We start from the raw sequence: 12,968 nt of genomic DNA, 5'->3' as shown, positions 1-12,968 counted from the left end.
AGAAAATAGTTTGACATATAGATTTAATCCCCCTTTCGCAACTTCCTGCGATTCTTATTCCGATTGTAATAACTCCGGGAATTTATTCGATTCTTAAATGCCCTTTTAGAAGAGCTCACTCCCATTCTGGCGTGGGCTTTTCTTCTTTGACCAGTTTGAGTTGTACTCGCTCTTGAGTAAGACGACTGCCTCGTTTTCTTCGAATAGTCGATGGGTTTAAGATCGCAGGAGAAGAGAAAAGTGGAAAGCAGCAGAAAGGAAAGGATGTTTTTGTCAAACATAGGTTAATCGAATTATGTTTGAAAGTACTAGTTTAGAAATAGAGAAGCAATCCCCTGACCTTATTTGGCAATTATTTACCTCTCATCACATTACCACTAAAATCGTAGTTTAAAACACTTTTGTTTTTTACTTTGTTATTGATTTATTCATCCATCTAATCGTAAAAACCGAATGAAACCTACCCTACAATTTTTTGTGCGAGGAATAATGGGATTATTCTTCCTACTTTTTGCTGTAATGCCTTCAGAGGCTCGTTTTTCTGCCTATGCTAAAGAAGATTCGAGTTTGTACAAGCAGTTTAAAGGATCGGTTTTGGACAGCAAAACAAGAAACGAACTCATCTACGCGAGCATCACCGTTTCCGGAACCACCATCTCCACCATCAGTAATAGCGAGGGTAAATTTTCCATCAAAGTTCCTGCCGAAAATCAGCATGCAACCCTCCTCATTTCCTTCCTAGGCTACAAAAACAAAGTCGTTTCCATCCAAGATTTAAAGCCAGAAAAGAATGTACTGTATTTAGAACCTAGCACAACCTTTCTGGAAGAGGTGGTAGTAAAAGGTGGAGATGCAAAAAATATCTATACTGGGGTTTTGGCAAATCGTCTACAAAACTATGGCGACGATCCCATCCAGATGACGGCTTTCTACCGCGAAACCATTCGCAAACGCCGCACCTACGTCTCCCTTTCCGAGTCCATCGTTAATGTGCTGAAGCAACCCTTCCAAGGTGGTTCTCAAGATCAAATCAGTCTATACAAGGGCAGAAAAAATACCGATTACACGAAGTTAGACACTGTCAATTTCAAGCTACAAGGTGGTCCATTCTCCGCCCTGTTCATCGATTTAGTGAAGTATCCTGACTTTATCTTTTCAAACGAGGCCTTCGACCTGTACGATTTCAACCTAGAAGAAAACACCCAAATAAATGACAACCAGGTTTTAGTATTAGCCTTCAAACAAAAACAAGGCATCGAAACCCCGCTTTATTACGGGAAATTATACATCGATGCGAAGAGTTTGGCCGTCGTTAGTGCTACTTTCGCCCTAAATGTCGAAAATAAAGTCAAAGCCGGACTCATGTTCACGCGCAAAAAGCCAGCCGGCCTTGACATCTACCCCACTGAAGTCCGCTACCAGATTAACTATAGACAACAAAAAGACAAGTGGATTTATGCCTATTCTCGCGCGGATTTGACCTTTAAGTTGAATTGGGCCAAACGTATTTTCAACACCGTCTACACCACCTCCATCGAAATGGCAGTGACCGACTGGAAAAAACAAGATAAAAATGAGAATCCAGACACCCAAAAACTAAGTTCTAACGTCATCATGTCTGACAAGGTGAAGAGTTTAGGGGATCCAGATTTTTGGGGTAAATACAATATCATCGAACCCGAAAAATCAATCGAAACGGCTATCCGGAAACTTCAAAGAAAGGCGGTAAGTGAGGGTGTGGAATAGTTTACATCGATTTGCAGAGTCTGCAAATTGATGTAAAATTCAGTTGTTGCAAAATCTGTAACAACTGAATTTTACAGCACAATCGTTAAAACCGAATCCGCTGCTAATTCTATATTCTGCTTACCTAGGGATAGGCTCTTTTTAGCTCCCTCATTTTGAACAAGTACAACTATTTTTCCATCAGGTCGCTTAAAAGCCGCCGCCTGAATACCCAATGGAGCAGAAATGCCTATGCGTATAGATCCGGGTGGGATAAATTTAGCCGCTTGCATGATAATGTAATACGATTGATTTCGCGTAATTTCTTGACCACCAATGGTTAGTGCTCCTAGGCATTCCGTACACCCACCTTGCGTGTGAGGCCCATAGGTAGGATCGGTGGCTAAATTCCATTCGATGACTGCTTTGGCATGATTATTAACGGAACCAATAATGACATTCTTCATGTGCCACATAAATTCACTCGCAAAATCTCCCTTTGCACCGGTCCACTGCTCTGTAAAATACAAATCCTCATCAGGATGCGCCTTTTGTACTTGACTCATGGCCGAAATATCCCCACCATACAAGTGAAAGGCAGAACCGTTCACATACTTGCGAACCTCTGGCACATTTAATAATTCAATCGCATATTCTGGATGATCGCAATTGTGATCATAAATGACGATTTTCGTCTGAATACCTTGTTTCTCAAATACTGGTCCCAAAGCTTTGGCAATAAAAGTACCCTGCATCAGTGCACTCATATACATACTCGGATTATTGCCCGGATTAAGGGGTTCATTCTGTGGAGTTAAGGACCAAATCGGTATACCTTCTTTGGCCATCTCCTGTATATACTTCGCCAAATATTCCGCGTAGGTGACATAGTATTTTTCCATCAACGAGCCGCCCCTGCTAGAATAATTGTCCTTCATCCAAATAGGCGCAGACCAGGGTGACGCCATAATTTTAATGGCCGGATTAATCGCCAAAATTTCCTTCAAAAGGGGAATTAAGTCCGGTTTCGATTTGGCCAAACTAAACGTTCCTGGCTCATCCTCATAAGAAAATACCGCTGAATCTAAATCAGACGCACCCACACTAATGCGCAACACGGTCATCCCATTTTTCCCAAACAACTCCTGCAACAACGCAGCCCTCTTCACCGGTTCCAAGCGATACATCACTTGCGCACTCCCTCCCGTCAAGGCCAATCCAAAACCATCGATAGTTTGAAATGTTAAATCAGGATTTACAACCAACAGATCGCCTGAACCACTCGCTCCAGGCTTAACAATTTTCTGATAAAAGGATTTCTGTTTAGGAAGACTTTGGTAGAATTCAGCGTTTGAAAAATCAAGAGATGGCGCCGTTTGAGTCGGCACCTGTTCTTCTTTACTACAGGAAAATAAAAAAGCTAACGTGCAGATTGTTAGCAGAATGTATTTCATTAGTTGTTAATAATTTCGTTAAAGGTATTGAATCTAAACGGATAAAATGTACAATGACTGAATAAGTTTAGCTCCTCTTTAATAAACTACAAATAACTCAACCACCACTTCTCCTTGTGTGCCGTCTTGTAGGAATCATACCACTTACACAAAGGATACAGGCCGGCTATCAACAGAATCCAAATAAGATAAACGATTTCTAGACTATACCCTTCTCCCGGAATTTGAAAAAAGAAGGGGATTTTTTGAAGCGCTATCACGGCATCATCAAGCGAATGTCCTCTGTAAAAAAACAAGACGGCCGCTATCAGGTGCGCCAGATAAAAGTGCAGGATATAATAGAAAAATGCCGTTCTACCGAATGTGCGGAATACGTTCGTTACTTTATTGTGAATATTTTCTAAAAAAGCCAGAGCTAAAATAGCTATCCCAATCATCACGGACATGTAAGCCAAAGAAGGCGGGTATTTGTTTACATTGATAAAGGACAAAAAGGTATCGAACCCATTTGCCTGAGTCGACCACGGGTGCGGATCGCCATAGACATTAATCGCTCTCAGAACCACAAAAAAGACCAATAAGAATGACCCGATCCTTGTTAAGATTTTTTGTCTTTCAGTCGCTGTGAATTTGGCAGTAAAGAAAACTCCAAAACAATAACCTAAAATCATCAAACCCGTCCAAGGGACAAAAGGGTACATAATGGCCAGGTAATGATCACCTACGATAGGATAAACCGCAAATAAACCATGGTGAAACAAATCCCACCAAAACCCGGCCTTAAACCCAGGTTCAGCCTCCCAAAAATCCAACACATTATGACCCAAGACAATCACCAACCCAATGGCCAAAACCACTTTGTACGGCAGCCGACTCAGAAAACCCAAAAGAATCATACTAATCCCTATCGCCCAAATAACCTGCAACAAGACTAAATTATAAAATGGATTGAACGTAATGGCTAAAGTTATCAAAACCAACTCCACGAATACCAACCAAATCCCCCGCTTAAACAGGAACGAACTCAACTCTGCCTTAGACTTGCGAATACTCTGAAGATAAATAGAAAGCCCAGATAGAAAAACGAACGTAGGCGCACACAGGTGCGTAATCCAACGCGTAAAATACAATACCGGAGTCGTTGTCAACACATTCAGCGGGTCACCCGTATAGGCCTGATCGTGTACAAAATCCCGGACGTGATCGAGCGCCATAATAACCATGACAATGCCTCGCAACACGTCGATGGAATCGATTCGCTTCAGGGTGGGATTTGATGACATAAATGCTTATTGAATTTTACTAATCTTAATCGCTTTCACGTTCGCGTTATCGTTTGATTGCAAATGCAAAATATAATTTCCCCCATTTAAATTCCTCACCTCAATCCGTTCCCCATCATTCACCGATGCCTTTTTAAACTGAACGTTTCCAGACATATCGACAATTTTAACCATCGCTGTCTTGCCAAATTCGACAGGGAAGCTCACCTTAAATTCGCCGCCTACCGGATTAGGAGAAACTGACACCTGACCTAAAATGGTCTCCTCTGTCGAAGTAACCACAAGGTTATAAGGCTTACTTATCTCGCTTGCGCAAGGCGTAACCACCTTCACTGTGTAATTCCCACTCTTCGTAGGATTAATGGTCTTTTGGGTGGCATTATCAATTTTGACACCATCAAAATACCACTGATTACCCTCTGAAGCACTCGAAGTCAATCCACCATTCGCTTCCATCGTGATCGTAGGAATGGCAGGAATGGGATTAACGACTACAGTAGAGGCAGCACTCAACGGACTACTGCAATCACCACTAATCGCTTTCACTTTATACGTTCCTGCAGCGTTTGCGGTGTAAGTCACCGCCGTCGCATTAGCTATCAATTTGTCATTCAAATACCATTGATTGCTCGACCCATTACTGTTCAATACCACATTTTGTCCAGCGCAGAAGGTGAGTGGTGTGGTGGCGGTGATGGTGGGGGTGGCTGGGATTGATTTTTGTGTAACTACTAACGTATCACTTTTTAGCACACACCCTTCCAAACTTGTTTCAGTTATAAATAAATTACCCGTCTCTTTAACATAGGATAAGTTTTTAACTGGATCATAAACTGAATTCTTATTATTAAATGATATGGAATAACTAGATTTAGAATTAATAGAATTTAACTTAACACTCAGACTATCATTCTGTAAACAAAGACCTGAAGATCCATAAACTAACTTTGGTCTTGGTAAAAATTCACAATTCATCTTGTAAGCAATGATATTCGTGAACATATTATCTTGATCTTTATTCATTTTAAAATACTGCAAAAATGTAGTATGTGATTTATAATCATAATCAGGCCAATAGGATAAAGTATCAGTCGGTGGTTGTTCAGCTAAAAGTTTAATATCGTAGTTATGAAGTTTTTTTAGCTCATATTTTTTTATTTTCGGATTAAACAAAAAATAAGAAAATTGGCCCTTGTATTTAAAACCCATACCATGAATAGGTAAGATATCTATATATCCATCATCATTTATGTCATCAAATACGTCTGACATACCCGCGGCAATTTTACCTATTTTATAATTTAAGCTATCACTAAAGAATTTACTACTGATATCTTGTCCTTTATCATTAAATATTACTGCATAGGTTGTTTCATCTGTATTTCGCCAAAAAGAAAACAAGTATTCATTTTTCCCATCACCATCTAAATCCTGCACGAAACCTTGCCTTCCATTATTATGATGAGGCTTTCGTGATAGCCCAACTGGAATTGAAATATTAGAAATGGCTTTTTTTTCTGTAGCCGTTATATACCCAAACATATCAATCTTAGAACTACCTAATTCATTTCTTGGATCTTTCAATAAGCCAAATAATGTATCCTGTTTGGTAAACATTGGAATAAATTGCAAATTCCTAAAAAGCGTATCTGCCGAATTCCTTTGAATCAATTGAAGCGTTTTTCTCTGAAATTTCCCTTTATAATCAAAGACTTGAAGTGAATCTTCAAAAGGATATGATATCGGTATGGTTTTGTTTAGGTCATCACGCATCCCAACAAATGCCAATTCATCATCGTTATCTTTATCAATATCTATAACTTGATAATGCCTCGTCGACCCTCCTGTATCATTAAAAAAGCTACCTTCGAATGATTTATTAGACTTATTAATAAACATATACTCCCCCATATTCTCTCTTGAATCAAAATACTTAGGCATAGTAGCCCTTGTCCCGTGCCAATTGTCTGTGGGTTGATATACATCTAAAAAGCCGTCGCCATTCATATCTAGAACAATTTGACCTTCATCTCCTCCTTTAAATGTGAAAACCAAATTTGAATCCAATTCAAAATTATTATTTCCACGATTAACAAATACTGCCTTAAATCGCCTAGAATCAATTATAGAATCTTGCCAAAACATCCTTGTAGTGCCCACAGAGGCAAATTGCAATACTATATCTGGCAAACCATCTTTATTAAAATCCCCTGTCGACATCCATCTGTTTTGAGTTCCATGAAAACCAGGATACTTTTTGGTCATATTAGTCCACCAATCTTTATTAATGGCAAGACTATTCTTAGGCAATATTTGCGCGTAAATTGATGTAAATGCCGTTATTAAAAGGGCGAAAAGTAAAAGTGGTTTTCTCATTTTAATCATATTCATAAAATGAAATTACTAACTAAAATCCTTTCGGATAAAAAATCTTATTTAACGGTATCCCACCTAATTATCAGTTAACAGTAAATGTTATTTAAAATAAACCCTTAAATTCAGCCTACACTAAAAAAATCAATACACCATGGGACTATTTTCAGCCATTTTAGGAAACGCCGGAACCGTTAGTAAGGAGGATTTATTGAAAGATTTTGGCAAACTGCTCATCGAAGGCGAAGACATCGAACTAGGCTTCAAGCTCATCCGAGATACCTTCATATTTACTTCTAAGCGCTTTATTTTAGTAGACAAACAAGGGCTGACGGGCTCGAAGACGGAATACAAATCCATCAACTATAAAAGCATTTCGCGCTTCAGTATTGAAACCGCTGGGACTTTTGATCTAGATGCGGAATTGAAGATTTGGATTTCTGGGGAAGCTCAACCCAGTATCAGAAAGCAATTTAATAAATCAGTGAATGTGTACGACGTGCAAAATGTGCTGGCGTTTCATGTGTTGAAGTAGTGATATTGGAGTTGGGAGCAAATTGCAGATTTTGCAAATTGCTCCCAAATTCAGTTGTTGAATTTTATAATCCAACTACCAAGTTTTCCTCGGTAATTGGATTATAGTATCACGTTTAGCTAACCGAATTTATTTGTATTTGACCCCCAATCGCCCTTAATACTTTCATAATTGTCTCAAATTGAGGCTTAGATCCATCCGAAAGTGCTTTATATAAACTAGGTCTGCTTAAACCAGTTTCGTTAGCGATTTTAGACATTCCTATTGATTTTGCAACATTTCCAATTGCTACAATAAAGTCTGATTCATTCCCTTCAGCTAATACGGCATTGAGATATTCCGTAATCATTTCATTACTATCTAAATAGTCTGCTATATCAAATTTCGAAGTTTCCATAATTCTCAATTGTTAATTCAAAGTGTATTCATTTGGATACAATACTAATCAATAATAGGCATAAATAAAAACAGGTTATTTATAATCGAACTGTTGCAAAAAATGCAACAGTTGCCTCCCCTTCTTTGGCATAACCAATTAAAACTCATAATTTCAAGAAACCTTAACCCTACCACATTACTCATGGAAGTACACCACCATAGCCACCACCCTAAATCCTGGAAAGAATACGTTCAAGAATTTTTAATGCTATTCTTCGCCGTCTTCTTAGGCTTCATGGCTGAGTATTACCTCGAATACAGAGCGGAGAGACATAAGGAGCATGATTACTTAGTGAGCATGAAAGAGGATTTGAAAGCAGATTTAGTGGAAATAGATAGGGGCATTATGGGGATGGAAAAAATCAAATCTGTGGGTCAACGACTTGAGAAACTATTATATAAACCAGCATGGAGTGATAATGAAATTGATTCCATTTACATTTTAAGTCTTAATCTTAGCGCTACCTTAATTAAACCTAATTTTGCTACTGGCACAATAGATCAGTTAAAAAATGCGGGAGGGTTTCGATTGATTAAAAATCAAGAAATAGTCCATAAAATTTCTGCTTACGAAAAATGGAAGCAAACTATTTTACTACAAGAAGAGTCCAATTCACACAATTGGAGAAACATTCACCTGTTACAAAATAAACTCTTACATGTAACCACTTTAGGTTTACCTGAAAAACTGAATGACATTAGATTAGATAAAGCTGAACTAGAAAGAATTCAAAAATCGACTGGTAGCAAATTTCTTACTTCGGACAAAAAAACTTTATATGAATACGCGAATTATATTTGGGTCCAAAGAGGTTATGTTGCTTACTATGAAATCATGGTAAAAATGGAACAACAACAGGCGAAAGAGTTAATCAAGCTTATTGAAGAGGAACTGGAACATTAATAAAAAGGCCCCTTGTCACTAGAGGCCTTATTGATTTTATTTCTTCATCGCTCTGTCTAGCGCACTATACCGAATCTCCCAAATACGCTTACTCAATTCAGCCGTAGGAACAAATATCTCAGAGGCATGAAAGGCCCCAGGATGAACATGAAACTCGGTGGTGACTCCTGCTTCGAGTAGTCTTTTGGCAAATTCAATATCCTCATCCCTGAAAACATCCACCTCCCCTACATCGATAAAAGTAGGAGGTAAACCCTTCAAGGATTTCGCTCTTGCTGGCGCTGCATAGCCATCCGCTGACTTTCCACCAAGGTACCAATTCCATGCTTCGATATTTGGTGAACGATCCCAAATACCCACATTCGTCACTTGCTGACTAGAAACGGTCGCATTGCGATCGTCGATCATGGGATATAAGGCCATTTGAAAAGCAATTTTAGGGTAATTATTATGATCGCGCGCCATCAAACTCGTTGCAATAGTCAAACCACCGCCTGCACTTCCACCATAGACAATCAGTCGATCAGTATCGATTTTAAGTATTTTGGCATTCTTCTCCACCCAAACAATCCCCGCATAGCAATCCTCCACAGCGGCAGGATACGGATTTTCAGGTGCCAAACGGTAATCAACAGAAACCACCACCGCATTGAATTTCAAGGCAAAAGTTGTAGCTAGTCCATCATCCAACGCCGCACTTCCTATAATCATTCCACCTCCATGGATGTTATAAATGGCTGGATTCAAGTCCTTACTATTCTTAGGGGTGTAAACACGAAGTGCAATTTCCGGCGCATTATTCAATCCTGGAATTTTATACTCTTTTATAATAATGTCAGTATTTACAGGGGTACTCCCCGCTAACATCTGATCCAAAAAAGCGCGGCGCTTCACAATATCTCGAATACTATTAAATCCACCTGGAATTGCTTTTAGGAATCCATCCAATCCGACTTTCGTTTCGGGATCAATTTTATCATTGATCGATTGGGCAACAGATCCTATCGAGATCAATAGAAAGAGTGCTGTGTAAAGTATCGTTCTTTTCATGTTATAAGGTTTTTCTAGATTTTTCTATTGATGCATATTATACAGCAAGGTTTTAATTCTATATTCATTTCCCGTCTTCACCAATAAAAATACGTCTACCCCTTTATGACTAAACTTTCCGTTCAGGTAAAACTCATACGGAACCCAAGCTGTAGCAATCTCCTGATCAATTAAAATAGGTCCCCACGAAAGCACGCGCTCATCCATGTCACCCGGCTTTCTGGTCATCACATTTTGGATGAATTTAGCAGCCGGCACTTCTCTTAAGGTATTTCCCTCCGGCTTCACCTGACTAATATGCAACATAGCATTGCTCGTAAAACAAGACTTTAAGGCAACAGAATCCACGGATTTCATCGCAGAAAAGGTCTTTAAAATGACGGCTTTGATTTGGTCTTCGTCTTTGGTTTGGTTTTGACCCATCGCTAGCAATGGGCACAAGAATAAGAGTAGAAGTAATTTTTTCATCGCTTAAATAATTCGTCTAAATAGTTCGCTAATGTATGATCCTTCTCCGTCACCTGATTACCTGCATCGTGTGTTGTAATGGTCACTTGAACCCGATTATAGGTATTTGACCAAGTGGGATGATGATCCGTTTGGCTGATAAAAGGAGTGGCGTCTTGCATGAACTGCATCGCCTCTTCGAAGGTGCTGAATTCGAAGGTTTTCTCAAGGGATTGATTCGTTGTTTTCCAGGTAGTCATAGGATTAGTCAGGGATTTCATCTGGATTTAAATAGACAATTTTATCGCCTTGCATGACAACTATTTCTGAGTTCTTAGCTTTTTTGTAGGCGATTAGGTCGGCTTTTACGAGTTTCATGCCTATCTCCAGCTTTTCTGCAGTAGACATATTTTTTTTCAATTGACTTGATTTAGCTGTTGCCATTTTTCTAAGTTGTAAATGATTACAAATTTTTCTCTTGTTTTCTCAGCAATTAACTCCGTTACGATATTAGAATTATCATATAGAAACCACTCATCTACCATTGGCAAATATAGACGAAACAAATTAGTAATTCCTGATTTATAGCGTCTTTCTATTACGTCCGGTGGGATGTTGTGACCACCTTCTTTAACACGAGTGGCTACACGTGCTTTGGCAAGCTCAATCGACCTAAGCCAGAAGAATAAAAGAACGACTTTGAAGCCCTTTTCTTTGGCCTTCTTAATCAACAAATGATACGATTTAGCGGCTAAGGTTGTTTCAAAAGAGAAAGATTCCTCTCTTTCCATTAACACATCGATTCGGTTTAACATGATACGGCCTGCTTCAAAAGCCACCGACTCCGGATAAAAGGGGGATAAGTCTTTTGCAATTTCATCTGCATTCACAAATTCGCGGCAATCCAGCACATAGGGTAAAATAGTAAATGAAGCGGTCGTTTTACCCGCTCCGTTACAACCCGCGATGATGTACATGATTTTCTCCACGGGGTGAAGGTAGTGGGTTCCCACTTGGTTTATCCGAATAAAACTGATAATTTCAATAAAACCTTTTACCTCAATTTTTAACTATGGAAGTTCACCATCATTCGCATCATCCCAAAAAGTGGAAAGAATACATTACCGAATTTATCATGCTTTTTGCGGCTGTAACTCTTGGATTTTTAGCGGAGAATTACCGAGAACATCAGGTGATCGAGCATCGGATTGAACTGAATAAAATAGCCATTCTGAAAGATCTGCAAGCAGATTCATCTGAAATAGCGAAGGTTCTTACTTCTGGGGATAAAATGATTGAAAAATTTAATAAGGTCAATCACATTCTATACTTATCTAAAACCAATAGAATAAGTCAGGCCCAATTTATTGATTCAATAAAAGTTATACCTGAGTTTTTCGCTAGAACCAGCACTCTATACATGAATAATAGTTCGTTTAAAAACATGCAATCTAGTGGCCTGTTCACGTCATTAGAGGAAAGTGAACTAAAACATACCTTATCGATTTACTACGAAGTTGACTTTAAAGCGATTCAATCACTGAACGAATTTTTTGACCAAATTGGTAACAATTTCAATAACCAATTACCAATTGGCTTAGGCTCGCTTATTAGGGATAAAAATCAGTTTCAAACAACTTATGAAATGAACAATCCAGTTTTTTTTGAAAATTTCATCTTTAGCCTTCCTAAAACGAAAGCATTACTACAATCAGATGACTTTATTTATGAAGTCCAAAAATACTACAACTACATTTTTGTGTACCGAACTAGCCTAAGACAAGCTAAAAAAAGTAATGATACCCTAATCAAATTACTAAGAGCCGAAATCAAATGAACTATCTAAAAATCCTCTTTTTATGTTGTGCAGCGGCATTTTCGATGAATGCACAAATGGTAAATGACAGTACCTTTGATGCGAGTGTAAAACGTCCAAAATTCAAAAAAGGCAAAGGCCCAGCCCTCCTTATCGATGCAGCTCACCACAATTTCATTGTTGAAATGGGTTTAGCGAAGCCTTTGGTAGATGTGGCCACGGCTGATGGATACAGGCCTAGCATCGATTCTTCTTTATTTACAAAAGCATATTTATCGAACTACAAAATAGTCGTTATTACCCCTGCTATGCCATTCACGTTTGGATCGAAAAAAGAGGTCACCACGGAATCCACCTTCACTCCTGCTGAGATTGATGCCTTACATGATTGGGTGAATAATGGTGGATCTTTACTATTATTGAGCGAGCATGCGCCCATTGACAAATCAATGACGCCTGTGTTGAACAAATTTGGGATTCAGTCCAGTATCGGGATTGTTTGGGATTCTTTGAATTGCGACAAAACGATACCAATGAAGGGTTTTCAAACGCTCTTAAAATTCAACAAAGAAAACGGATTGCTAAATACGGAACATCCCATCACCAAAGGCGAGCAAATAGGCGAACAAATCAAAGCTATCGTCACTTATGGCGGCAGCGGCCTAACTGGACCTGAGTACACTTCGCTTTTTACGCTTTCACCGTCCTCTGAAATCAAACGCTGGAGCGGCATTAATCCTTCCGGCAGTGCCGCATCACAAGGTTTAGTGGGCAAAGTCGGAAAAGGCAAATTAGTGGCTTTGGGAGATTGCAATGGATTTACAGCCATGTACATCAACATGGGTGCTGGGAAAAAATTCTTTGCGGGCATGCAAGTAACGGATCATAACTGGAAACAGTTCGTATTAAACACGTTACATTGGCTATCTAACTAAAAAACACC

14 protein-coding genes are annotated in these 12,968 nt (G+C 39.0%); 5 read left to right on the top strand and 9 right to left on the bottom strand.

What is annotated here, in order from left to right:
* Window positions 1-453 precede the first annotated feature (453 nt).
* On the top strand, window positions 454-1,746 hold the full coding sequence (locus tag SKC35_RS10640) for a carboxypeptidase-like regulatory domain-containing protein (protein WP_377979350.1): 1,293 nt from the start codon (window positions 454-456) through the stop codon (window positions 1,744-1,746).
* Window positions 1,747-1,817: 71 nt separating this feature from the next.
* Here the strand turns inward: SKC35_RS10640 and SKC35_RS10635 are convergent, their stop codons facing one another.
* The 3 genes from SKC35_RS10635 to SKC35_RS10625 all read right to left on the bottom strand — a co-directional run bounded on the left by SKC35_RS10635 (window position 1,818) and on the right by SKC35_RS10625 (window position 6,853).
* Complete coding sequence (locus SKC35_RS10635; RefSeq protein ID WP_377979349.1) at window positions 1,818-3,179, bottom strand: glycoside hydrolase family 30 protein; 1,362 nt, start codon at window positions 3,177-3,179, stop codon at window positions 1,818-1,820.
* An 86-nt stretch (window positions 3,180-3,265) separates the two neighbouring features.
* Complete coding sequence (locus SKC35_RS10630) at window positions 3,266-4,462, bottom strand: acetyltransferase domain-containing protein (protein ID WP_377979348.1); 1,197 nt, start codon at window positions 4,460-4,462, stop codon at window positions 3,266-3,268.
* A 6-nt stretch (window positions 4,463-4,468) separates the two neighbouring features.
* Entirely contained in the window at window positions 4,469-6,853 is a 2,385-nt protein-coding gene (locus SKC35_RS10625; protein WP_377979347.1) for a T9SS type A sorting domain-containing protein, read from the bottom strand.
* A gap of 136 nt (window positions 6,854-6,989) precedes the next feature.
* Between SKC35_RS10625 and SKC35_RS10620 the strand changes: the two genes are divergently transcribed.
* Entirely contained in the window at window positions 6,990-7,370 is a 381-nt protein-coding gene (locus SKC35_RS10620; RefSeq protein ID WP_377979346.1) for a PH domain-containing protein, read from the top strand.
* Between the two features lie 115 nt (window positions 7,371-7,485).
* Here SKC35_RS10620 and SKC35_RS10615 read toward each other — a convergent pair whose 3' ends face one another.
* The gene (locus tag SKC35_RS10615) at window positions 7,486-7,767 is read right to left on the bottom strand and encodes an addiction module antidote protein (protein ID WP_377979345.1); all 282 of its coding nucleotides are present in this window, start codon (window positions 7,765-7,767) and stop codon (window positions 7,486-7,488) included.
* Window positions 7,768-7,950: 183 nt separating this feature from the next.
* Here SKC35_RS10615 and SKC35_RS10610 point away from each other — a divergent pair, with 183 nt between their 5' ends.
* Window positions 7,951-8,712 carry a hypothetical protein gene (locus SKC35_RS10610; RefSeq protein WP_377979344.1) on the top strand — a complete coding sequence of 254 codons (762 nt, stop codon included), beginning with the start codon at window positions 7,951-7,953 and terminating at the stop codon, window positions 8,710-8,712.
* A 36-nt stretch (window positions 8,713-8,748) separates the two neighbouring features.
* Here the strand turns inward: SKC35_RS10610 and SKC35_RS10605 are convergent, their stop codons facing one another.
* Genes SKC35_RS10605 through SKC35_RS10585 form a run of 5 tightly spaced genes read right to left on the bottom strand, consistent with a single transcriptional unit; the run spans window position 8,749 to window position 11,222 of the window.
* A complete protein-coding gene (locus tag SKC35_RS10605) occupies window positions 8,749-9,762 on the bottom strand; it encodes an alpha/beta hydrolase (RefSeq protein ID WP_377979343.1) in 1,014 nt (337 codons plus the stop codon).
* A 24-nt stretch (window positions 9,763-9,786) separates the two neighbouring features.
* Window positions 9,787-10,230 carry a hypothetical protein gene (locus SKC35_RS10600; protein ID WP_377979342.1) on the bottom strand — a complete coding sequence of 148 codons (444 nt, stop codon included), beginning with the start codon at window positions 10,228-10,230 and terminating at the stop codon, window positions 9,787-9,789.
* Window positions 10,227-10,469, bottom strand: a complete 243-nt coding sequence (locus SKC35_RS10595) for a 4a-hydroxytetrahydrobiopterin dehydratase (protein ID WP_377979341.1) — start codon at window positions 10,467-10,469, stop codon at window positions 10,227-10,229. Before SKC35_RS10595 ends, SKC35_RS10600 begins: the two co-directional genes overlap by 4 nt.
* Before the next feature lie 4 nt (window positions 10,470-10,473).
* Entirely contained in the window at window positions 10,474-10,653 is a 180-nt protein-coding gene (locus SKC35_RS10590; protein WP_377979340.1) for a hypothetical protein, read from the bottom strand.
* The gene (locus tag SKC35_RS10585) at window positions 10,626-11,222 is read right to left on the bottom strand and encodes a zeta toxin family protein (protein ID WP_377979339.1); all 597 of its coding nucleotides are present in this window, start codon (window positions 11,220-11,222) and stop codon (window positions 10,626-10,628) included. Before SKC35_RS10585 ends, SKC35_RS10590 begins: the two co-directional genes overlap by 28 nt.
* A 59-nt stretch (window positions 11,223-11,281) precedes the next feature.
* Here SKC35_RS10585 and SKC35_RS10580 point away from each other — a divergent pair, with 59 nt between their 5' ends.
* Both SKC35_RS10580 and SKC35_RS10575 read left to right on the top strand, forming a co-directional pair.
* The gene (locus tag SKC35_RS10580) at window positions 11,282-12,046 is read left to right on the top strand and encodes a hypothetical protein (RefSeq protein ID WP_377979338.1); all 765 of its coding nucleotides are present in this window, start codon (window positions 11,282-11,284) and stop codon (window positions 12,044-12,046) included.
* Entirely contained in the window at window positions 12,043-12,960 is a 918-nt protein-coding gene (locus SKC35_RS10575; RefSeq protein ID WP_377979337.1) for a hypothetical protein, read from the top strand. Before SKC35_RS10580 ends, SKC35_RS10575 begins: the two co-directional genes overlap by 4 nt.
* Window positions 12,961-12,968 lie beyond the last annotated feature (8 nt).

Origin of the sequence: Aquirufa originis, from assembly GCF_042714495.1 — a bacterium.
Classification (GTDB): Bacteria; Bacteroidota; Bacteroidia; order Cytophagales; family Spirosomataceae; genus Aquirufa; species Aquirufa originis.
Note: the sequence above shows the minus strand (reverse complement) of the source record. Positions and strands in the feature narration are given on the sequence as shown.

What these genes read in the sequence shown, in the direction of transcription:
- SKC35_RS10605 (WP_377979343.1), bottom strand. Translation starts at nt 9,762, where the DNA reads ATGAAAAGAACGATACTTTACACAGCACTCTTTCTATTGATCTCGATA.
- SKC35_RS10625 (WP_377979347.1), bottom strand. Translation starts at nt 6,853, where the DNA reads ATGAATATGATTAAAATGAGAAAACCACTTTTACTTTTCGCCCTTTTA.
- SKC35_RS10635 (WP_377979349.1), bottom strand. Translation starts at nt 3,179, where the DNA reads ATGAAATACATTCTGCTAACAATCTGCACGTTAGCTTTTTTATTTTCC.
- SKC35_RS10615 (WP_377979345.1), bottom strand. Translation starts at nt 7,767, where the DNA reads ATGGAAACTTCGAAATTTGATATAGCAGACTATTTAGATAGTAATGAA.
- SKC35_RS10595 (WP_377979341.1), bottom strand. Translation starts at nt 10,469, where the DNA reads ATGACTACCTGGAAAACAACGAATCAATCCCTTGAGAAAACCTTCGAA.
- SKC35_RS10580 (WP_377979338.1), top strand. Translation starts at nt 11,282, where the DNA reads ATGGAAGTTCACCATCATTCGCATCATCCCAAAAAGTGGAAAGAATAC.
- SKC35_RS10630 (WP_377979348.1), bottom strand. Translation starts at nt 4,462, where the DNA reads ATGTCATCAAATCCCACCCTGAAGCGAATCGATTCCATCGACGTGTTG.
- SKC35_RS10620 (WP_377979346.1), top strand. Translation starts at nt 6,990, where the DNA reads ATGGGACTATTTTCAGCCATTTTAGGAAACGCCGGAACCGTTAGTAAG.
- SKC35_RS10610 (WP_377979344.1), top strand. Translation starts at nt 7,951, where the DNA reads ATGGAAGTACACCACCATAGCCACCACCCTAAATCCTGGAAAGAATAC.
- SKC35_RS10575 (WP_377979337.1), top strand. Translation starts at nt 12,043, where the DNA reads ATGAACTATCTAAAAATCCTCTTTTTATGTTGTGCAGCGGCATTTTCG.
- SKC35_RS10640 (WP_377979350.1), top strand. Translation starts at nt 454, where the DNA reads ATGAAACCTACCCTACAATTTTTTGTGCGAGGAATAATGGGATTATTC.
- SKC35_RS10590 (WP_377979340.1), bottom strand. Translation starts at nt 10,653, where the DNA reads ATGGCAACAGCTAAATCAAGTCAATTGAAAAAAAATATGTCTACTGCA.
- SKC35_RS10600 (WP_377979342.1), bottom strand. Translation starts at nt 10,230, where the DNA reads ATGAAAAAATTACTTCTACTCTTATTCTTGTGCCCATTGCTAGCGATG.